This window comes from Paenibacillus sp. RS8 (genome assembly GCF_041956825.1).
Classification (GTDB): domain Bacteria; phylum Bacillota; class Bacilli; order Paenibacillales; family Paenibacillaceae; genus Paenibacillus_AQ.
Map to the genome: position 1 here is coordinate 4,974,425 of NZ_CP168131.1, position 22,598 is coordinate 4,997,022.

Consider the following 22,598-nt stretch of genomic DNA (forward strand, 5'->3'; position numbering starts at 1 on the left):
TCTCAGTCTTTTCGTTAAGATTACCTCTGCGCTTCAATGCCTAAAAGCAAAAAAGCTTAAAAGTGCGGAAGCATATACAGTCTTTGAAAAGTATACCTAATACAATGTTAAGGAGCATTATCGTCATGGAACGTCAGCTTAGTTTTACAAAGAGTTTCATTATTATCATTTTTATTCTAGCACTTCTGTTTGTATCTATCTTTCTATTGAAAGCGGAGCCGCATATACCGCTTCTCGTAACAACAATAGGCACGGCCGCCTTACTAGGGATGTTTGGTTTCTCTTGGAAAAAGATCGAATCTGCCATTATTCAAGGGATACAAACGGCCATCATGCCGATTCTAATCCTCATGCTGATCGGAATTCTGATCGCGGTATGGATGATGAGCGGTACGGTGCCGTCGCTATTATATTATGGTATGGATTATATTAATCCGAATTATTTTGCGGTGAGCGCACTATATGTCACGATCATCGTCTCGATGTTCACTGGGAGCTCATTCACAACAGTAAGCACGATCGGCGTTGCTTTAATGGGAATTGCTTTAACTACGGGGATTTCCCCAACGCTGGCTGCTGGAGCGATTATCAGTGGGGCTTGCTTTGGTGATAAAATGTCGCCGCTGTCCGATACGACGAATTTTGCACCTGCAGTGGCTGGTATCCCCATATTCACACATATTCGCAATATGGTTTACACTACATTCCCAGCGCTTGTGATCACCACTGTCTTTTTCTTGTTTGCACCAAAGGGAAATTCGATCGACTTATCCTCGATTAAAGATATTAAGCTTGCCTTACAAGATGGATTTCATATTCACTGGTTAACGCTGCTATCTCCGCTAGCTGTCATTGCTTGCTCGATCAAGCGGATTCCGATCCTGCCTACGCTAATTGTCGGTATTATCAGTGGTCTCCTTGTGACGGCTTTGATTCAACAGCAGACAGAAATCGTAGTCTGGTTTAGTGTAATGCAGAGCGGATATAACAGTAATATCGCGAATGAAATGGTTGCTTCTATCGTGAATCGCGGCGGGATGCAATCGATGATGTGGTCGGTATCTTTAATCTTAATTGCATTATCTTTAGGTGGTTTGATTCAGCATTGTGGCGTCATCGAGGCCTTTTTCCGTAAACTCATTCAACCACTCAAGCGTAAGAGTAGTATCGTTCTGATGAGCGGTGCTTCATCCATTGCTGTAAATGGTATGACTGGCGAACAGTATTTGTCGATCCTTTTGCCAGGGCAAATGTTCAAAGATGAATATAATCGACGAGGCATTCCAGCGAAGATATTATCCCGTACATTAGAAGATTGCGGTACGCTAGTTAATCCATTGATTCCATGGGGCGTTAGCGGGGCCTTCTTCGCGGTAACTCTGGGTGTACCCGTTATAGAATATGCACCTTATGCGACCTTCTTATGGCTAAGTCCATTTATCACATTTGCATATGCGTTAATCCCTAGATTGCAAAGAAACTCACTGGGTAAAGATAAAGAAATCTCAAGATAATGGACACCTTATGCATTGATTCAACGTATATAAAGAATACTATGCGTTGAGTCAATGTGAACAAGCTAGTATTCTAAGCTGAAAAAGTGGACCATTTATCGGAGGTAATAACAGTGAGTCGCAGTAAGTTACAGGATCGAATCAGATTAGCCAATGTCGAAACTAAGCACGCAGAGCAATTTAATAATCTACTACGTTATGTATTTCAAGTGACCAACCGCGATCTGCAGATCTTTGGCTGGGAGAATCGTGAAATCACTCAGGCCAAGTTGCCAGTTCTTAAGTACGCAGATGTTGTAGGTTGGTTTGATGGAGACAAGCTCATCTCTCAATTAGCTGTATACCCATTTCAGGTTAATATTTTTGGTCATATTTATGAGATGGGTGGACTAACGGGTGTTGGAACCTATCCCGAATACGCCAATTTGGGTTTAATGAATAAACTGATGCTTCACGCTTTAACTAAAATGCGGGATCGTAAACAATCGATATCTTATCTTTATCCGTATTCAATCCCTTATTATAGAAGAAAAGGCTGGGAAATCATCACCGACAAAATATCATTTGAAGTACCGGATACCCAGCTTCCCAAACAAAGAAATGTTCCAGGAAACGTAGAACGAGTAAACATTGAACATCCGGACATCAAAGTGATCTATGATCAGTTTGCAGTGCAGCATCATGGCGCGATGATTCGTAATGAGTTAGCGTGGGAAGAATATTTGCGGTGGGATTTAGATGATATGACAGTGGGGATTTATTATAATCACGATGATTTACCCATGGGATATTTGTTATATTGGATTGCCGAGGAGATCTTCTATATTAAAGAAATGGTATACATTAACGAAGAAGCTCGAACGGGGTTATGGAATTTTATAAGTGCGCATTTTTCAATGATTAAGCTGGTCAAAGGGGATATTTATAAAGGGGAACCGTTGTCATTTATATTAGATGATGGGGACATCAAGGAAACGATAGCTCCATATTTTATGGCTCGGATTGTGGATGTTCAATTATTTATTGATCAGTATCCGTTTAAACGTCAGGATAAGGATTGTACGCTTATTTTTAACTTGAGCGATCCAATGCTGGAATGGAACCGAGGTACCTTTACGTTAACCGTAGATAAAGAAGGGAAGGGGACCTTACAACAAGGGGGCGTAAATCCTTCACTTACGATTGATATTCCTACCTTAACTACGATGTTAATGGGCTATAAGCGGCCAACCTACTTGGCTCGAATCGGCCGTATTCAGACGAATGAAGCCACGATTCTTTTACTTGAAGGATTGATTAGACCAGAGCATCCTTATTTCTCTGATTATTTTTAAAAGGTACGAACCTGTAAAGCATACTCATATGAGTGTGCTTTTTTGGTCTTTTTATAGTAGAATAATCTCTCAGCAACACAATATGATATGAGGTGTAAGAATGGCAATTAATTTTACTAAACCAATGATCAATAAATTTCAACAAGAAATTACTGAGCTTGAAAACAAAATCAAGAACACGCAGAACAAAAAAGAAAAATCCAAATTCAAAATTAATCAATTAGAACAGGATATGAAATTTAGCAAGTCGCACACGGATTTAAGTAGTAAAATGACCCGTATCAAAAAGCTAAATGATGAGGTAAAGACCTTAAATCGTTTGCAATCTGATCTCTCAAAAGAATTAACCGCGAAGAAAAATGCTCTAAAAAAGATCCAAGCGAATGAAACCGCATCTGCTCCGAAAAATCCTACTAAAGAATAAGTGATTATATTGATAGAGGCCGCATTTTTTTGCGGTTTTTTATTTTTTTATAGGCTCATCAGTTTCTCCTCTTAACAAGGATATCTCATGCTTATAAGGTGCATTGACATATTTTTTTCACCGATGGAGGGGGTCTCTAGGAGTTTGGGAATGGTCGATAGTTGAGGATGGTGGACTACATATCGCAGTGCCTGAAGCCCAATATATCCATGTCCGATATTTTCGTGCCGGTCTTTTCGTGAGCCCATGATATTCTTTGAATCATTTATGTGAATGACCTTTAGGCGCTCTATTCCAATTACGCGATCGAATTGATCCAATATGCCATCAAAATCTTCTCTTACATTATAACCAGCATCATGAATATGGCATGTATCCAAACAAATCGACAACCGCTCATTGTACGTCACTCCATCAATAATAGCCGCAAGTTCCTCAAAAGTGACACCACACTCACTGCCTTTTCCCGCCATGGTTTCTAAAGAAACCTGAACATTCCGTTTATCTGACAGTACTTCGTTCAAGCCTTCCAAGATCCGAGAGATTCCGGCCTGTGGGCCAGCACCAACATGGGAACCGGGATGGAGGACAATCTGTGTAGAGCCTAAAGCTTCGGTTCTTATAATTTCTGATTGAAGAAACGCAATACTGTGCTCAAAGACCTGTGAAGATAACGTATTTCCTAAATTAATAATAAACGGAGCATGCACAACAATATTAGAAATGCCGTTAACTTTCATGTGAGCTTGTCCAGCTTCAATATTCAAAGCATCAATGGGTTTGCGACGTGTATTATGAGGGGCACCGGTATAAATTAGGAAAGTATTTGCTCCATAAGATGCTGCCTCTTCACTAGCTCGAAGGAGCATCTTTGGCCCAGTCATGGATACATGTGACTCTAGGAGTAAAGACATCTGATTTAACACATCCATTCTTCATTGAAAGAGCTCCATTTATCGTCATTATAGGTCTATTAATATTTGTAAAAGGATCGGATTATATGTATACCAGCGTAGGTAAAGGTTGTCTCGACCAACTATCTTCTGGGGAGACAACCTTTACCATCAACAATGATCGCTATTCAGCAGCACTAATCATCTCGCCTTGGATTGGCTTCAATCCTTTCTCCCATCTAACAGGGATAGAACGAGAGTTGAACAAATCTACGCCGTCTGAGATCTGGAAATGTAAATGGGGCTCGCTAGTGTTGCCTGAGTTACCTGTCAGCCCAATGATATCGCCTTTTTTAACTTTATCGCCCGGCTTAACTGTGATTGAACCTTTTTTGAGATGAGCTAGATGACTGTATTCACCTCCGTGATCAATGACCACGTTATTGCCGGTTGCTTGGTTTGGATTCATGACACCGACGGGTTCATTATCTTTAATATCATTCACGACCGATACGATTGTGCCATCCGCAGGGGCGAGAATATTTGTCCCAAAGGCATAATAGCTTTTGTTTTTCAGCGGATCACCTTTATAAGAGTAGTTATTCTTGGCTTGGATGAAATCATAAGCGTAACGCTGAATTTCTACTTCATAGTGATAATTCACAAGTACATTCGCTCCGCCCCAAAATACAAACCAGTCGCCTTGGAACGGCAATGCATATTCATGCTTACTAAGCTTCATGTCGGTTTCAGGGGAAGCTGTCAGTTCTTGAATCTGAATTAATGAAATGGTTCCATCCGGATCAAACATTCCGATAAGCCCTTTATTATCCGCATCACTAACCCATGTACGTCGATCAAATCCATTAAGCTGCATAGCGGAAGCCTTGTTCAGTGTTTGTATATCCTTAGTGAATTCCTTAGCGGTCTCAGCTAATTCAGCTTCACTCACCTCATCCTTCAAAGGCTGACTGAAGTGGGAATACATTTCTTTATAGTTCCCTTTAAGTAGAAATTTTGGCAGATTATCTGGCAGGAACACTGATTCTTTTGATTCTCTATCATTCATTTCCGCTTTTCCTCCTCCACAAGCTGTTAATAGCAAGGTAAGAAATCCAATTGCCAAAGCTGTTTTTGCTGACATTCCCGGTTTATTGATAATTTTCTTCGAGCTGTTTTTCAAGAATATCACCTCCCAATAGTTAAATTGTAGCAAATGAGTCTTAGCTCTTCTGAAACGCAGTATTAATACGCTCTTAACTTTTTGAGGAGTAGACGAATACGAATTAAGCTTCCGTTAAGGAACGTGCGATTGATCCCGTAAAAAATCATGCTATGATGATAAATACATCGGTTATTCGGAAAGGGAATTTCACAATGAATGAAGCTTCGATTTTGCTTGTGGATGATGAACAATCGCTTTTGGAGATTATGGAAACAGTGCTGCGTAAGGAAGGTTATATAAATATTGATACTGTGGTAACGGGTGAAGAAGCTATTAGTGCCTGTGAAGCCAAAAAATACGATTTGATTGTATTGGATGTAATGCTGCCGGGACGCAGTGGTATTGAGATCTGTCCTTTTATTCGGCAGACGACGGACGCACCTATCTTATTTCTTACAGCTCGAACCTCTGATTTTGATAAGCTGACTGGATTTGCTATAGGGGGAGATGATTATATCACCAAGCCCTTTAATCCACTCGAAGTGGTTGCTCGTATAAGAGCGCAGCTGCGGAGGTACTTGAGTTCGCCGAACTATAACAGTGCTGAAAAGAAAGCGGGGCCCGTTCTTAGTAAATCTTCGAACGTTTACGATTACGGGAGATTTAAACTAGATGAAGCAGCAGGGGAGCTGCTGGTTGAGGGAGAGCCGGTCTCTTGTCCGGCCCTTGTATTCCAGTTGCTCTTGTTCTTATGCAAACATCCCAATCAAATCTTCAGCAAAAGCGAATTATATGAAAGAGTTTGGGGTGAAGAATCGTTAAGTGACGATAACACGGTCATGGTACACATTCACCGTATTAGAGAACGGATTGAAGCTGACCCATCTGATCCGAAATTTATCGTTAACGTTAGAGGTCTTGGTTACAAGCTGGTTAAAGTAGAACGCCAAGGGTTGTTTATGCCATGAATATCAAGCGACGGCTAACGTTAAAGTTTGTACTGCAGCTTGCAATTACAGGTGTAGTAGTTCTCTCTATATCTGCTGTAACGCTGACTTGGATCCTACTGCGGTTTCTTGATATCAGCCTCACGCGTGATTTTGCCAATGTTGGTCTTGAGCAATTGGTGGAATCATCTAAGATTGATGAGGATGGGATACATTTTGCCCCAAGTTTACTGGAACAAGTGAAGAAAAATAAAGGCTGGCTACAAAGTCTTAATGAAGATGGGCAAGTTGAAAGTGCCTATAATACACCTAAAGATGTACCTAATCATTATGGTCCTGGAGAAGTAGTTGCCTATTGGATGGGTGCTCAGCCGTTTCCTTATCAACTGGCCCTTTGGATTCAAGAAAAGAATGGTAAGCAGTTCACACTGGTATATGGTGCACCTAATGTATTAGATCCTCTACTAAAGAAAGTGAAAGAAGCTTCATTCACAGATGTAAATGGGGAGTCGTTACTTCCAGAGGATCTTGAAAAAGAGATTAAATCGGCACAGGCTTTTGTTCAACTTATAGATTCGTCAGGTAAGGAAATGCTCTCGTATAACAGACCAAATATGATCCCCACCGAGTATTCCGTCCCAGAGCTAGCACTTCGCACAATGTACAGTGATCGATATGGCTACCATGTGCTATCTTCTTTTGATAAGGAGTCAGGTCGTACCTGGATCATTGGAGAACCTAATATCAAAGGAACAGATCCAGGAAAAACTGTTTGGGTACCTGAAGAGGTTAAAGTAGTAATCATAGGCTCATCTGTCATGCTTATCGCTTTATTGATCGCGTTCGTGTTGCTCTCCTTATGGCAAGCGCATCGTTTTGGTGCACCTATGCTACATATGCTCGTATGGCTCGATTCCATCGGAAATGCCATTTATACAGAACCTACGGATCGTAAAGGACATCGCCGCAGTCGAACACCCGCCGGGAAATGGAGACGAAGATTCCGTGTTTTTGCTGATGTGATGGTCTCGATTGAGAAATTATCGGCAACCTTGAAGAGAGATCAAGTGATGCGGGAGGAGACGGAGAGCTTACGTGAGGAATGGATTGCCGGTGTTACTCATGATTTGAAAACCCCATTATCCTCTATCACAGGATATGCCCATTTACTGGCGGAGCCCTCATATGATTGGTCGAATGAGGAAGTCCGTAAGTTTACGACAACGATGCTAGATAAATCGGCTCATATGGACATGCTGATCAGTGATCTTGCGATGACCTATCGTCTAAAGTCAGGAATTAAACCGCCTGAATTGATGGAAGTTGAATTAAACACTTGGCTGAAACAGGCTCTCGATCAGGCTGCTGCTAATCCTGCTTATGGGAAGCAGCGAATTGTATTTCACCCTGCACATACCGAAGTTAGAGCTCAATTGTATACGCCTTGGTTAGATAGGGTTGTCAACAATTTAACTGCGAATGCGCTGCTCCATAACCCACCGGATACCAAGCTAACTGTCTCGCTAATTCTTAAAGGTAAGAACAGCGGATTTATCATTCAATTTGCTGACGACGGTGATGGAATGGATGAAGAAACAATGATTCGGTTATTTGAGCGATATTATCGTGGTACGGATACAGCAACTACCTCCAACGGTTCTGGCCTTGGCATGGCGATCTCTAAAGGATTGATCGAATGCATGGGTGGTCAGATTGTTGTTGAGAGTCAAGCAGGTAAAGGGACAATTATTAAGTTAATATGGAGCTGAGATATTCATTCAAGCCCTCGCTGTATTCCAACCGGAAACAGTGAGGGTTATTTGTATTTATTAGGTTTAAGAAGGCTAGAAATATAAAGGAGTTGACATTCTTTTTAAATGTAACTACAATAGTTACAGGTTAACAATTATTATTAAATGGATTATTACAATCCTAATTTGAGGAGGCAATCAACATGAAAATAGCTATTACAGGTGCAACAGGTCATTTCGGATCATTAGTTATAGAATCACTACTTAAAAGTGTGTCCGCAGGGGATCTTGTAGTTAGTGTTCGGAATCCAGATAAAGCAAGTGCTCTGAAAGCGCGTGGAGTGGAAGTCCGCCAAGGGGACTTTGATAAACCGGAGACACTGGATGTAGCCTTTGCCGGTGTGGATCGACTGCTAATTGTATCTTCAGATGGAGATAACGAGACTCGGATTCGCCAACATAAAGCAGCTATTGATGCTGCCGCCAAAGCAGGTGTTGGATTCATTGCTTATACAAGCGTAGGACATGCAGAGAAGAGTGAGCTGTTCCTTGCTGAAGTACACCGTGTAACAGAAGAGGCCATTCGAGCAACCGGAATTCCTTACAGCTTCCTTCGCAACAATTGGTATATGGAGAATGAGGTTGGATCTATTCAAGGAGCAATAGCAGGTGCCCCATGGGTAACTTCTGCCGGTAGCGGTAAAGTTGGCTGGGCAGCACGAGGAGATTATGCAGAAGCTGCTGCTAATGTTCTAACAGGGGATGGACATGAGAATACCATTTATGAATTGTCTGGCAAACCTTTAACACAAGAAGAACTGACTGAAATTGTAAGTGGAGTAATTGGTAAAGAAATCAAAGTGCTGCAGGTTGACGACGAAGCTTATGCGAATATTATGGCTGAAGTCGGTGTACCAGAAGCTGCTCTGCCATTCGTTGTGGCGATTCAACGTGGTATTCGCGAAGGATGGCTGGATATTGAAAGTGGCGATCTGGAGAAAGTACTGAATCGTCCTGCCACTCCGCTAGCCGAAGTCGTTCGTGATCTAGTAAATAGTTTGCAAGCTTAAACTATGTAACAAGATGTAAGGCTTCTTCTCGGTGAATAACCGAGAGAAGCCTTTTTTTATTGCTCTATTAACAACAATGATAAAGATTTCGTGAATATTCACTAGTTTGACGGGGCAATTGTCCGAACATATGATAATGTAATAATGATATAATAGAAAACATATGTGAACTGTTGGTGTAATGAGAATAATTGAATCGAAGAGTACGATATCAAAGCCTTGGGATCAGTTAACAAAGAGAAGGGGATGAATATCATGAGGAAAAAAACCTGGATAGCTTCTGGAGCTGTTGTTGTAGTTGCTTTAGGGGCATATTTGGTTGTGGGAGGGAACGATAAAGAGACACCTGCGGCAAGTGATACCTCTAATGTTAAGCAATTAGTACAGGAATATAGTTCAAGGGGCATGAAAAACCTATCTGCTTCTATCACTTCAGAGCAGCTCATTGTGACCGACAGCAACAATAAATCGACAAAATATGACTTACCCAAAGATGAGTTTTTTGTTTCCATCGCGCCGTACGTTAAGGATACACACCCCTGTGCAACCCACAGCTTGACTGGATGCCAAGGGGAATTAACGGAACAAGAGTTTAGTGTTTATATCGAAGATACTGATGGCAATGTGATTGTGGATCAAACCATGAAATCCCAATCCAATGGCTTCATTGATCTTTGGTTACCTCGGGATAAGAAATATAGCGTAACTATAGAACAGGATGGTGTAAAAGCGAAAGCTGAGCTATCCACGTTTAAAAGTGATAACACATGTGTTACGACTATGCAGTTAGTGGAGAGTATCTAAATACTATAACAAATTCGCTTTTTACTTTAAATATCCCGTATCGGACCACTTAGCTCTTATTACACTGTAACAGCACAGAATCGGTGTTTTTAAGGAGATAACTGCTACTGAGTCCGATAGGACGGTGAAAAGCTATAAATCATCGAAATAAGGTCAACTCAGTCCGAACCGTCGGTGAGTTTTGAAGACCCTTTCAAGGACTAAAAGAAATCCTAGAAGAAGGTATCGTCGAAAAACTCAAGTGTGATTCACTTCGAATAACTTTAGCTGGTACTCCATTTTCGAGAGGAGATAGAAGAATGGATAAAGATCTGATCATCGGGGATGTTTTGCAGGAGTTAGCTGGTACTCGCCGTATGCTGGAAAAGCTGACGCAGGAGCATATGACATGGAAACCGCACGAAAAGTCAATGAGTCTTGGTGGACTGTCAACACACCTCGTTAATCTGCTAAACTGGCAATCAGCTATTCTTCTTCACTCAGAGTTTGATTTGGCATCTGTGCCATATCGACGAGAAGCGCTGGAGAGCCCTGCCGCGGTTCTGCAAGAGTTCGACATGAGTGCTCGCAAGATTGAACAATTAATTTCCGAAAGCAATGTGGAGACGCTTGGTGCAGAGTGGACGCTGCGTAATGGAGCAGAGATCATTCGCCGTCAGTCACGGGCAGCCGCGCTTCGTACCATTGGATTAAATCACATGATTCACCATCGGGCACAGCTTGGGGTATACTTCCGACTTCTAAATATACCAGTGCCGGGTCTTTATGGCCCTTCGGCTGATGAGTTAGAATTAGCATAAGGAATAAGCTTATAACCTTATGTATTGGAAAATAAATGAAATCGTATTTTGACGGATTAAGGGAAGAAAGTTGAAAAAAACGAATCGGCATGATAACATGAATACAAATTAATGATCGGAGTTGAAAAGTATAGTGTAGTAACTACTCTTGCGACCTATGATGAATAAAACAACAAAACGGTTTATTTCGTTTGTTTTATTTTTTGTATGCAAGAAAGTTACTACTTCTTTTCACTCGAACAATATATCCTTATCTAACTCCATTTGGGGCTAGGTTTGCTGTATTTATTTGAGTCACAAGAAAGTAACTTTCTTGTGGCTTTTATTTTTTAATACAGGAGGATATTTATATGTCATTAATAAATGTTACCAATCTAACCTTTGCCTATGAAGGCAGTTACGATAACATCTTTGAGAATGTAAACTTTCAAATCGATACGGATTGGAAATTAGGATTTACTGGAAGAAATGGTAGAGGGAAGACCACATTTCTGAGTTTATTGCTTGGAAAATATGAGTACAGCGGAAATATTTCTGCGCATGTCAGCTTTGAATATTTCCCTTTTCAGGTGGATAACAAGGCGCTTAATACCATTGATGTGATCAGCGAGATTTTTCCCGATTATATTCATTGGAAATTAATGCGTGAGCTCTCACTGTTAAAGGTATCTGAGGATGTGTTATATCGGCCCTTTGATTCATTGTCTAACGGAGAGCAAACGAAAGTGCTGTTAGCCACATTATTCATTAAGGAAAATAGTTTCCTGTTAATCGATGAACCTACCAATCATCTAGACATGACGGCAAGAAAGCTAGTCAGTGATTATCTCAATACGAAAAGTGGATATATTCTGGTCTCTCACGACAGATCCTTTCTAGATAATTGTGTAGACCATATTTTGTCCATCAATAAGACCAATATAGAAATTCAAAAAGGCAATTTCTCCAGCTGGTGGGAGAATAAAACTAGACAAGATAACTTTGAGCTAGCAGAGGACGAGAAACTTAGAAGAGATATTAAACGCTTATCCGCCTCTTCTAAACGGACTGGTAACTGGTCTCATGAAGTGGAAAAAACCAAAAACGGGACGAGAAATTCCGGCTCTAAGGTGGATAAAGGATACATTGGTCACAAAGCTGCAAAAATGATGAAACGCTCTAAAGCCATTGAGCAAAGACAACATTCTGCCATCAACGAAAAGTCAAAGCTTCTAAAAAACATTGAAAATTCTGAGAATCTTGAAATTAAGCAGCTTGATTATCATAAACAACATCTCGCTGAATTAGACAGTATATCAGTCTTTTATGGTGAGAAGATGGTTTGCTCGGACATAAGCTTTACTATTGAGCAGGGGGAACGAATTGCGCTGTCGGGTAAAAACGGATCAGGAAAATCGAGTATCATCAAACTGATCTGTGGTGAGGATATGGAGTATACAGGCGCCTTAAAAAAAGATGCCCAACTTTTCATTTCCTACGTATCACAAGATACTTCTGATTTACAGGGTAATTTATCTGACTATGCTAGAGATAATGGAATTGACGAAAGTCTGTTTAAATCAATTTTGAGAAAACTAGATTTCTCTAGAGTCCAATTTGAAAAAGATATATCTATGTACAGCGGCGGCCAAAAAAAGAAAGTTCTAATTGCTAAGAGTCTAAGCGAGAAAGCCCATTTGTATGTGTGGGATGAACCGCTTAATTTTATTGATGTTATTTCCCGGATGCAAATTGAAGAGCTGTTGCTTGAATACACGCCGACTCTTGTTTTTGTGGAGCATGATCGGGAATTTTGCAATAATGTTGCAACGAAGATCGTTGAGCTTTAATACAAGTGAAGAAATGAATAAGAAGTCGGCAGAGCTAATCTGTCGGCTTTTTTTGTTCTCTCTGTGTATTTTTAAAGTGCAATTTAATATCCACTCATAAAAGTTATGGATTACCTCCGTGCAATCCTAATCGGTGTCGAGTACTATGAAACTAAAGAATAATGTTGCATAGATACAGATGTGATTTCATGTGGATCAGGAGGTAGAACAGATGCTTAGTGTTCTTATTGTGGATGATGAATATGAGATTCGTGAAGGTTTGCGGAATCGCTTTCATTGGGAAGGGACAAGCTGTTGCGATCGGACCGACTTCCGCTGCCGGAGATCTACCATAGTTTCTACTTCCTGCTGTAACTGTTTATTCAATCATGTGGATGGAGGAGAGGGTGGTAGAGCTTCCATTGAACTTCATTATGGTACGAGTGAACGACTGGCAAAAGTAAATTTATGCGTCAATGATAAGGATTACTCACTCCTTAATGCTCTCTCTACAGGTGAATCTCAAGTATTCAGTGGACGGACGAATACTAAAGTCTATTTATTGCCAGGTGCTATCAATACCTAAAAATCTCGGGCGGTCATGGAGAGATCAGTTTAGAAAAAATAACTGTGAGTCCAGTTTTGGACTAAAATGGATAACTGCAAGCTGTGTAATAAACCTTTCTGAATAGTAAACAATTAAGGTTGGCTATACTATGATATCCGCGCTATGCGCGGTTTTTTTGTTTTGTTACAATGAAGACTTCCTCCAGACCAATATAATTATATTAATAAAGTTAATTATTATATATATTCCAGTTTTCCAATGTACTATAATGATAAAGATGAATTGTTAGGATGTTATTAGAGAAATGAAGATTTCAAGAAACAACCTATAGAATTGAACAACAGGAGGAAATAAGTTGAGCACACAGAATGTGGGAATTCCATTAGAAGGTTTTGCAGAATTTAGCCGGACAGTAGCCGCTGAAGGTGCGGTGCTGATCAAGAACGATAATCAGGTGCTTCCGCTTGGCGAAAGCGATAATGTTGCGATTTTCGGCAGATCCCAAGTGAATTATTATCGCAGTGGTACAGGTTCCGGCGGTAGTGTCCATGTTACTTATACGACTAATTTATTGGATGGCCTTCGTAGTAAGAAGAACCTTACAGTTAATGAAGAACTGGCAGCTGTCTATGAGAAGTGGATTGAACAGAATCCGTTTGATAATGGTGGAGGCGCATGGGCTGCAGAGCCTTGGCATCAGAAGGAAATGATTCTGAGCGATGAATTGGTTTCCGAGGCTAGAAGCAAATCGAACAAGGCCATCCTTGTAATCGGTCGCACGGCTGGAGAAGATCAGGATAATGCTGATGCACCGGGAAGTTACCAATTAACGAATGATGAAAAGGCAATGCTGAAGCAGGTAACTACATATTTTGAACAAACCATCGTTGTCCTGAATGTCTCAAACATTATTGATATGAACTGGATGAACGATGAAAGCTATAAATATCCCATTTCGACTGTCATCTATTCCTGGCAGGGTGGTATGGAAGGCGGAAATGCAATTGCAGATGTACTGTCTGGTGAGGTAACTCCAAGCGGTAAACTGACGGATACAATCGCTTATTCCATCAATGATTACCCATCTACACAGAATTATGGGAATGAATTTACGAACTTGTATCAAGAAGATATCTATGTAGGATATCGTTATTTTGAGACATTTTGCCCAGAAAAGGTTCAATTTGAATTTGGTTACGGGTTATCTTATACAACTTTTAGTATCGAGCCGGAAGAAGCTACATTGATTACCAAAGAAGGCGAGACTTACATTGAAATCGGCGTAACCGTTACCAATACAGGAACTACCTTTGCTGGTAAAGAGGTTGTTCAGGTTTATTATGAAGCTCCGCAAGGTAAGCTCGGTAAACCAGCGAAAGCTCTGGTGTCATTCGGTAAGACAAAAGTTCTTGAACCGGGTGAAGCACAGCGCCTTACCGTGAGTTTCTCTGTACAATCGATGGCTTCTTATGATGATGCAGGCGTGACAGGACATGCCTCTGCTTATGTGCTTGAAGAAGGTATGTACCGCTTATATGTGGGAACTAGTGTTAAACAAGTAGTGGCAATTGGTGTTGAGGGTAACGACGGCTATGTCGTTGAAGCTCTTCAAGTTGTGGAGCAATTGCAAGAAGCTCTCGCGCCTACAGAAAGCTTTACGAGAATGATGCCAGGCGCTCAGAAGGCGGACGGCTCGTACGAGATTGTTTATGTTGAAGTTCCTAAACGTAAGATTTCGATGGCTGAGCGAATTGAAACTAATCTTCCAGAGACGATTTCACAAACAGGTAATTTAGGATACAAATTAAGAGACGTATATGAACAAAAAGTTAGTATGGAAGCCTTTATTGCCCAGCTCAGTGATGAGGACTTGGCAGCCATTGTACGGGGCGAAGGCATGAGCAGTCCTTTAGTTACACCGGGCACAGCTTCTGCATTTGGAGGCGTGAGTGACAGTTTATTCAATCTAGGAATTCCAGTTGCATGTACGGCGGATGGTCCTTCAGGGATCCGTATGGATAGCGGAGCTAAGGCAACTCAGGTTGCTATCGGAACACTTCTTGCAGCTACTTGGAATGCGGAATTGGTAGAAGAGCTTTATGTCATGGAAGGTCAAGAATTGTTAAGAAACAACGTGGATTCCTTGCTTGGACCTGGTCTTAATATCCGCCGCAGTCCACTTAATGGGCGTAACTTTGAGTATTTTTCAGAAGATCCGTTGATCTCTGGCGTGTTTGCCGCTGCATGTACTCGCGGTATTTTGAAAGGCGGATCAACCGCTACGATGAAACACTTTGCTTGTAATAATCAGGAGAAGCATCGTAGCAAAGTTAACGCAGTGGTGTCTGAACGTGCGCTTCGTGAAATTTACTTGAAAGGCTTTGAAATCGCGGTGAAGCAAGGCGGTTCGAATTCTATTATGACCTCTTATAATCCAGTTAACGGACATTGGGCGGCTTCAAATTATGATTTGAACACCACGATTCTTCGCGGGGAATGGGGCTTTAAAGGGATTGTAATGACTGACTGGTGGGCGATCATGAATGATGTCGTTAATGGCGGACCAGCAGACCGGAAATTTACAAACTGGATGGTTCGTGCACAAAATGACCTCTACATGGTTGTTGCTAACTATGGTGCGGAAATTAACGGATGGAATGACAATACCATTGAATCCTTGGAAAATGGTACGTTAACACGTGGAGAGCTCCAACGCTCTGCCATAAACATCTGTGAGTTTATTATGAATGCACCTGTATTCTCGAGAAAACAGGAAATTGTAGAAACAGTAGAGTCCTTCAAAGCTAATCCTTCTCTTACTGTAGAACAAGCTCAATCCTTATCACAGAATCCACAGGTTAAACCTGTCGTAGAAGGATCGACTAGCTTTAAAGTGGAACAGGCTGGTCAATACCGTATCCTGGTGCATATCATGTCAACAGAACCTGAATTGGCTCAAAGTGCTTGTAATGTGACTGTGAATGATCAATTGATGACAACCATTCAAACGAATGGAACCGAAGGTCAATGGATTAAACAAAAGCTCGTGAAAGTTGAACTCGAAGCCGGTCTATATGATATGAAATTGGAATTCATCAAACCAGGTTTACAGATCGACTGGATCGAATTTAATAAAATCGATTAAATGTATGTGTAAATGTTGAATAGATCGTTTATCCTTTCTAAAAACCGCGAAATTTTTCGCGGTTTTTTTGTTGTACTTATTGTGCAGGGAAACCATAGTAACCAACGCATCCCCATTAAAGTCCTCGGATTCTAACATTTAAGAAAATTGCTCGGTACATCGACAATGATATGCTTGGTGGTTTACTTTTAAAATACTTTACAATACTTGTCTGCATGTGCTTGAGTTTGTTCGAATAAGTTAGAAGGTAGGACAGGACAAACCATAGGTGGAGATGCATATAAATGGGGATGCGTAAACAAAGCTTTGTTCGTGGCACGTTCATTTTAACTGTGTCGTCATTTTTTACAAAAGGGCTTGGATTTTTGAACGGAGTCTTACTGGCACGTTTTTTGGGAGCAGAGGGAGTAGGGCTGCTTATGATTGCTCATCCGCTGCTTCCTTTATTTATTACACTCACAGAACTGGGGCTTCCAGTTGCGATTTCAAAGCTTGTGTCGGAAGCCGAGGTTAAGCAGGATGAAGCGCGTGTAAAGCGAATTCTCAAAGTATCCTTAAGTATTACGGGGACGTTGAGTATTATATTAACTTTAGTAGCTCTATTTGGCTCCAAGTGGATCGCTTCAGTTTTTTTGGCTGATCAGCGGGCGTATTATGCTATGGTCGCTATTACGCCAATCATTCCAATTATTGCGATGTCAGCTGTATTGAAAGGTTATTTTCGTGGAAAACAGAACATGAATCCGCTTGCCTTTTCCGATATCATTGAGAATTTGGCGCAAATCATTGTCATTATCGGTGTTGTTAACGTTTTGTTGCCTTATGGTATTGCCTATGCAGCTGCGGGTGCTATGGCGGCATCCGTTATTGGCGAAGGATTTGGTTTACTCTACTTGTTTGCTCTTTTCAAATGGGCAAATCGAGGAAAGATCAAAACTTCTCCACCTCCTACGTCAAGTATTTCACTCAAAGGAGATAGTACGTTGAGAGATTTGCTGCGCATCGGTTTGCCGATGACAGGTAGCGGTTTTATTCATTCCCTCTATCATGCATTTCTCCCACTGCTGATTACGAAAAGCCTAGTACTGTTTGGTGTGAGTGTTGAGATGGCGACCAAGCAATTTGGTCTTCTGGCGGGTTATGCGCTCCCCATGTTGTTTCTTCCCAGCTTCTTCACACAATCCTTGTCAACTGCACTAATTCCGGCGATCAGCGAAGCAAGTGTGAGTAATAATAGCAAGCTTTTGCATAATCGGATGGATATCGCTATGCGCTCAGCACTTATTGTAGGACTCCCATGTACAATCATTTTGTACTTATGGGCTGTACCATTAACTACTATGATCTATCATTCTCCAGAAGCAGGCGAGCTGTTAAGGCTGATTGCACCCATATTTTTTCTTTATTATTTTGGAGCACCATTGCAAGCAATTCTGCTTGGTTTAGGGAAGGCTTCAACCGTTATGTGGAATCATATTCTTACCAATATATTTGAAGTGATTACGATCTTTATTCTCGGTTCTAATATTGGCATCGAAGGGGTTGCTATGGGGTTCGGACTAGGGTTGTTACTGCTGACTTTATTGAATTTTTTATCTGTAGCGGGATCGATCGGATTTTATTTTGACTTTCGCATTGTATTCAAGGTGGGCGCGGGAGGAATTGTCATGACGATTTGCGGGATGACGGCTCACGGAATTCTGGAACGATTGGACCTGGGGCAGATCATTGAGCTGTCCGGAGCGTTGCTCGTTTCGTTGATCACCTACGCAGCAACATTGCAGGTAACCCATGCTTGGGAAAGGGCTCCGAAACCGCCAAAGATTACACCTGTTTCTTGAATGGAACCTTTTCAATTTTTGTAAATCGAGCAATGCTGCTAGTTAAGACGTTAGAGTAATTGGTACACCAGTGATTATTAAAGATGACCATATCCGCCGGATGAAGGTAGTGGTGGATAGTGAGGTGTTTTACTGTATTTTGTACAGTAGTAAATGTTCAAACCCGTTGCGCATTGAAAATAGCTGTATTTCATGCATCTATTCTCATGAGTTACTGTCCATAAAGTGATTTCTCTCGATTTAATTGTATAGAGTACAGTTAAAGTTCGATTTATCGATGGCGTAAAGTAAGTTGTGTACCAAGATTTGGAGCCTAGTCAGGCAACAAAAAAGTAGGGTATTCTCGGGATTGTCGAAGTCCACTAAGAAAGGAACCCTACTCGATGACTATTCTACCCGAAAACATGTTAAATAATCTATTTGAAAATCTTGTCACCCAATTTGTAAAAGATAATCTAGAGTCCATTATGAAAGCGGAAATCCAGCAATTCATGACCAGTGAAGAAGCCGGGAACCACAACAGCCGCAACGGATACTACACCCGGGATCTACACACGAAATACGGAAATGTAGAGGATCTGGCCGTTCCTAGGGACCGTCAAGGAGCCTTCCAAACGCAGTTGTTCGAGCCCTACCAGCGGCGAGATGGATGGCTAGAGGAGGCTGTCATCCAGATGTACAAAAGTGGTATGGGAACGCGAGATGTGGCCCGGTTCATTGAAAGTATGTTCGGCAGCCACTATTCACCCACGACCGTTAGCAACATTACAGCTACGGTACTTGACGACATTCATCAGTGGCAGAAGCGCCCGTTAAACAAACGCTACTCCGTTATCTACCTGGATGGCCTATATGTGAAACTCAAGCGCAGCACCGTTAGCGGAGAAGTCGTTTATTTCGCCATGGGGATCGACGAAGACGGTCACCGCCAGATCCTTGGCTTTTACGTAGGCGGCCAGGAGAGCGCAAACGGCTGGCGCGAGGTGCTCAAAGACCTCTACGACCGTGGTGTCCAGGAAGTCTTGCTGGGCGTGTTTGATGGGCTTCCGGGACTCGATGCAGCGTTCCGTGAAACTTATCCGAAGGCGGATGTGCAGCATTGTATCGTCCACAAAGTGCGTTCGACCTTCCCGAAAATTCGGATTCAGCACAAAACGGAAGTCATTGAAGATCTGAAGACGATCTACACGGCTGCAGACCACGATCTGGCTCGGGCTGCGTTTGACACGGTGAAGGCCAAATGGGGCAAGCTCTACCCGAAAGAAATGCGGTCTTGGGAAGAACAGTTGCCAACGCTGCTGACCTTTTACAAGTATCCTGCGCTCATAAAGGAAGCCATCTACACGTCCAATCCAATTGAACGAATGAACAAGGAAATCCGAAAGCGTCTGAAACCCATGAATAGCCTCACGAATATGGATGCAGCAGAGAAAATTGTTTACCTCGACGTGATGGACTACAACGAACGCTTTAGCGAACGGGTCATTCGCGGTTTCGGCGATCTAGAAGTAAAGAAGAAACTAAATGAGATGTTTGAAGCACGATATCCACCGCAGGCAGAGTAAAACAAGTAGCTCGAATTCCCTTTTCCCTTGGGGCGGGGCCCCCGCCCCAAGGAACATCTGCACTAACTAACGAACACCCGAGAAGTTACCTTCTACTCTCTTACACAAACTTCTTGACGCTGCCGATTTATCCTCTAGCTATATGAAATAGTTGTACAGAATGCAGTTACTTCACAGCTTCAACTAAAATCCTACGCTAAAAATATACGAAGTAGAGATATCGGTAGTTACTGTATCACTGCTTGCTTTGGCTTGGATGTTATCTAAAGGAGAAGATATCATGCCTTTGGTTGTGGCTAGACGGGTAACTCAGCTTCAAGAATCCATGAAATCGCTGGAGGTTAAGCTAAGTGATCATGATATTAAAAGTATTGAAGAAGCAATATCAGAACATGCGATTGCTGGTGGAAGTTTCCCTGAGATCCATTTTAAAAATGGAGTCATAGCCCATTAATAAATCCCTTAAAGGCTTTATCATATTTCTTTCTATAATGACTCAATGTGAGTAACGGCCAGATATACTGATAGCTATGATAATTAGAATAAAAATTGCCGGGGAGACCTGCACCTGTCGGATACGAACTCTTCCAATCGACTTGGTTAATAGAAGTGATAAGCCGTAGCATTCCTTTTTCCATCTCAGAGGTTGGTTCCGGATGAACAGCGATAAGGGCATCAAGCGCCCATGCGGTTTGAGAAGGTGTACTCTCACCCAATGGTACGTATCGCAACAACCGATCACTTTGACATGATTCGCCCCAGCCTCCATCGGAGTTCTGGATACTTAGGAGCCACTTCACTCCTTTTTGCATAGTATCATGTTCAAGAGGCAGGCCAACTGCTTGCAGTCCTGTTAATGCAGCCCAGGTTCCATAAATGTAACAAACTCCCCATCTTCCATACCATGAACCATCTTTCTCCTGATGTTGGATTAGCCATTTCATCCCTCGCTCGATGAAATCGTTCCGAGTATCAAGTCCGGCAAAGTTCCCGAGATACTCCAAGGTACGCCCGGTTAAATCTGCCTCCGAGGGATCTATGGCAGCAGATTTGGCACCATCGATAGCAAGCCATGTGAGCATTTCTTTATTGGTGTTTTTTTCGAATGCCGGCCAGCCGCCGTCTTTATTCTGCATCGATAAGACCCAATTCAGTCCGCGATTCCATGACTCTAGATAGGAGCGCTGACTTGTCGATAAACTTCGAATGGCCCGTAAAGCAGCAGTCGTATCATCCACATCCGGATTAATTGTATTAGTTTCTGAGAATCCCCATCCCCCAGGAGCCGTATCCGGATTATGAATACTCCAATCAGCCGTTTTATTCTGCTGTCTGGTCAGCAGATACGAAGTAGCCCGTTTAATCGCAAGATGATGATCGGGAACTTGTGCCTCCTGCAAAGCATAGGTGATTAGAGCCGTATCCCATATCGTAGACGGTGAGTTTTGAATGGTTGTTTTACTTTCAGAACGGCATTGCATCGCAGTAAGCCCATCAATGGCTTTCGTAATTATAGGATGCTGCTGATCATAATCTAGAGCCAGCAGTGTAAAAATCATAAGAATTGTACTGGTTCCGTAGCTGTACAGGGTTCCGTCGGATTCAATTCGCTGGAGCATAAACTGTTCTGCTTTGGTTCGGGCAACTTCATGAATGTAACGAGGACTTCCAAGAATTCTGTCTAGGCCAGATTGCATAACCCTTTGCAGTTCTTGATATCCACGGGAAGTAGATTCATTTATTTCAATACGTGTGTCTATGAGATCAGATAGATCCGGACCATTAGCTGTTGGGATCGAGAAACGTTGATCAGCCATAATGAGCATAGGCGTGAGATGCACTCTTGAGTAGCCAGAGAACTCAAAGTAGTTAATAGGAAAGTAGGACGGGAATAATAGCACCTCTAATGGGATCGAAGAAATCGCTAAAGGCCATTTGCTCTGACCAGTCACGGCAAGAATGACTTTAGTCAATATACTGGTGACTTTTCCAATTCCACCTTTGGATAGGATATAACGCTTAGCCCGCTGTATCGGCTCATCTGTCACCTTACTATACCCAGAGTAGAGAAGGGCGTAGTAGGCTTCAACTGAGGTAGATAAGTTTCCGGCTTCTTCATCTCTATACAATTGCCAGAATCCAGCGGGCTGCTGCTCAGCAAGAATGCGATCATGTAGCGCTCGTATGAGGGCTTCATTCTGTACGTTCAATATCCGAAAGAGGATGATGACATACGCATCGATAACGATTCCATTCTCAAAACAAAAATGCCACGATCCGTCTTGTTTCTGTTGATCAATCAGGAATGCTGCTAAACGTTCGATCTCATTATCTACTGTGCTTAGTATAGAATTCATTCCTTAGGTACCTCCGAAGTCCTTCATTTTTAGTATTATATGATGGAATGGAGAGTGAAATGAAAAAGGACTGAAAAGTTGCTTTATGCAACCTTACAGTCCTTGATGCTAAAAATATATAATTATTTAGTTCTCGATAATAATTCGATTCAGCTTAAGATTCACTGGGGCAGCAATCGTGTCACCCACAGGGCATTTGCTTTCTAAAAATTGTACAAAAGCTTCGACCTTCTCAGCAGGTGATGGGGTCTTTATGTAGAAAGTATAACGAATATCGGAATAACCGGGACGGACTTCTGAACGATTGAAAAATCCATCGAGGTCCAGATCACCCTCAACATCTACTCTAAAATCTTCAAGCTCTACCTCAAATTTAGAGGCATACACTCGAGCAACAATAGATTGGCAAGCGCCCAAAGAAGCAAGCAAAGCTTCTACAGGATTCATTCCTGTATCCGTACCCCCAAGGCTTTGTGGTTCGTCGATGATCAGCTCGAATTGTCTTGCTTTAGTAATAACCTTAACTCCATCTTGTAAATGGGCAGTAGCTTTGAAAGTTTGAACGTTGGGCATGTGTTTGCACTCCTTCTCCTGGACAACTAAGTATGATGT

17 protein-coding genes and 1 pseudogene are annotated in these 22,598 nt (G+C 41.9%); 14 read left to right on the forward strand and 4 right to left on the reverse strand.

Going from position 1 to position 22,598, the window contains the following annotated elements; genetic code table 11:
* Positions 1-125 precede the first annotated feature (125 nt).
* The 3 genes from nhaC to ACDZ28_RS23640 all read left to right on the forward strand — a co-directional run bounded on the left by nhaC (position 126) and on the right by ACDZ28_RS23640 (position 3,272).
* Positions 126-1,514, forward strand: a complete 1,389-nt coding sequence (gene nhaC, locus ACDZ28_RS23630) for a Na+/H+ antiporter NhaC (protein ID WP_375102902.1) — start codon at positions 126-128, stop codon at positions 1,512-1,514.
* Positions 1,515-1,627: 113 nt separating this feature from the next.
* Positions 1,628-2,848 (forward strand): enhanced intracellular survival protein Eis, encoded by a 1,221-nt coding sequence (gene eis / locus ACDZ28_RS23635; protein ID WP_042127623.1) that lies wholly within the window; start codon positions 1,628-1,630, stop codon positions 2,846-2,848.
* A gap of 100 nt (positions 2,849-2,948) precedes the next feature.
* Complete coding sequence (locus tag ACDZ28_RS23640) at positions 2,949-3,272, forward strand: hypothetical protein (protein WP_076118584.1); 324 nt, start codon at positions 2,949-2,951, stop codon at positions 3,270-3,272.
* Positions 3,273-3,311: 39 nt separating this feature from the next.
* Here the strand turns inward: ACDZ28_RS23640 and ACDZ28_RS23645 are convergent.
* Both ACDZ28_RS23645 and ACDZ28_RS23650 read right to left on the reverse strand, forming a co-directional pair.
* Positions 3,312-4,186 (reverse strand): annotated as a pseudogene (locus ACDZ28_RS23645) (deoxyribonuclease IV).
* A 163-nt stretch (positions 4,187-4,349) separates the two neighbouring features.
* On the reverse strand, positions 4,350-5,348 hold the full coding sequence (locus ACDZ28_RS23650; RefSeq protein ID WP_375102903.1) for a M23 family metallopeptidase: 999 nt from the start codon (positions 5,346-5,348) through the stop codon (positions 4,350-4,352).
* A gap of 194 nt (positions 5,349-5,542) precedes the next feature.
* Here ACDZ28_RS23650 and ACDZ28_RS23655 point away from each other — a divergent pair, with 194 nt between their 5' ends.
* From ACDZ28_RS23655 to ACDZ28_RS23705, 11 genes are all read left to right on the forward strand, one after another.
* Positions 5,543-6,298, forward strand: coding sequence for a response regulator transcription factor (locus ACDZ28_RS23655; protein WP_375105399.1), 756 nt, complete (start codon positions 5,543-5,545; stop codon positions 6,296-6,298).
* Positions 6,295-8,046 (forward strand): sensor histidine kinase KdpD, encoded by a 1,752-nt coding sequence (locus tag ACDZ28_RS23660; protein WP_042127631.1) that lies wholly within the window; start codon positions 6,295-6,297, stop codon positions 8,044-8,046. The genes ACDZ28_RS23655 and ACDZ28_RS23660 overlap by 4 nt, the downstream gene beginning before the upstream one ends.
* 185 nt (positions 8,047-8,231) lie before the next feature.
* Positions 8,232-9,098 (forward strand): SDR family oxidoreductase, encoded by an 867-nt coding sequence (locus ACDZ28_RS23665; protein WP_375102904.1) that lies wholly within the window; start codon positions 8,232-8,234, stop codon positions 9,096-9,098.
* Between the two features lie 255 nt (positions 9,099-9,353).
* Positions 9,354-9,902, forward strand: coding sequence for a CueP family metal-binding protein (locus ACDZ28_RS23670; protein ID WP_375102905.1), 549 nt, complete (start codon positions 9,354-9,356; stop codon positions 9,900-9,902).
* A 299-nt stretch (positions 9,903-10,201) separates the two neighbouring features.
* Positions 10,202-10,702, forward strand: a complete 501-nt coding sequence (locus tag ACDZ28_RS23675; protein ID WP_076118592.1) for a DinB family protein — start codon at positions 10,202-10,204, stop codon at positions 10,700-10,702.
* A 350-nt stretch (positions 10,703-11,052) separates the two neighbouring features.
* Positions 11,053-12,531 (forward strand): Lsa family ABC-F type ribosomal protection protein, encoded by a 1,479-nt coding sequence (locus ACDZ28_RS23680; RefSeq protein ID WP_375102906.1) that lies wholly within the window; start codon positions 11,053-11,055, stop codon positions 12,529-12,531.
* 211 nt (positions 12,532-12,742) lie between these two features.
* Positions 12,743-13,096: a hypothetical protein gene (locus ACDZ28_RS23685; RefSeq protein ID WP_375102907.1), complete on the forward strand. Its 354-nt coding sequence runs from the start codon at positions 12,743-12,745 to the stop codon at positions 13,094-13,096.
* 337 nt (positions 13,097-13,433) lie between these two features.
* On the forward strand, positions 13,434-16,223 hold the full coding sequence (locus ACDZ28_RS23690; RefSeq protein WP_375102908.1) for a glycoside hydrolase family 3 C-terminal domain-containing protein: 2,790 nt from the start codon (positions 13,434-13,436) through the stop codon (positions 16,221-16,223).
* A 284-nt stretch (positions 16,224-16,507) separates the two neighbouring features.
* On the forward strand, positions 16,508-18,064 hold the full coding sequence (gene spoVB / locus ACDZ28_RS23695) for a stage V sporulation protein B (RefSeq protein ID WP_042127646.1): 1,557 nt from the start codon (positions 16,508-16,510) through the stop codon (positions 18,062-18,064).
* A 383-nt stretch (positions 18,065-18,447) separates the two neighbouring features.
* Positions 18,448-19,629: an IS256 family transposase gene (locus ACDZ28_RS23700; protein WP_375102427.1), complete on the forward strand. Its 1,182-nt coding sequence runs from the start codon at positions 18,448-18,450 to the stop codon at positions 19,627-19,629.
* Between the two features lie 238 nt (positions 19,630-19,867).
* On the forward strand, positions 19,868-20,083 hold the full coding sequence (locus ACDZ28_RS23705; protein ID WP_375105400.1) for an aldo/keto reductase: 216 nt from the start codon (positions 19,868-19,870) through the stop codon (positions 20,081-20,083).
* On the opposite strand, the gene shc is transcribed toward ACDZ28_RS23705, so the two are convergent.
* Both shc and ACDZ28_RS23715 read right to left on the reverse strand, forming a co-directional pair.
* Positions 20,070-21,986: a squalene--hopene cyclase gene (gene shc / locus ACDZ28_RS23710; RefSeq protein WP_375102909.1), complete on the reverse strand. Its 1,917-nt coding sequence runs from the start codon at positions 21,984-21,986 to the stop codon at positions 20,070-20,072. The two genes, ACDZ28_RS23705 and shc, sit on opposite strands and share 14 nt — an antisense overlap.
* A 126-nt stretch (positions 21,987-22,112) precedes the next feature.
* Complete coding sequence (locus ACDZ28_RS23715; protein WP_076118600.1) at positions 22,113-22,559, reverse strand: OsmC family protein; 447 nt, start codon at positions 22,557-22,559, stop codon at positions 22,113-22,115.
* Between the last annotated feature and the right edge of the window lie 39 nt (positions 22,560-22,598).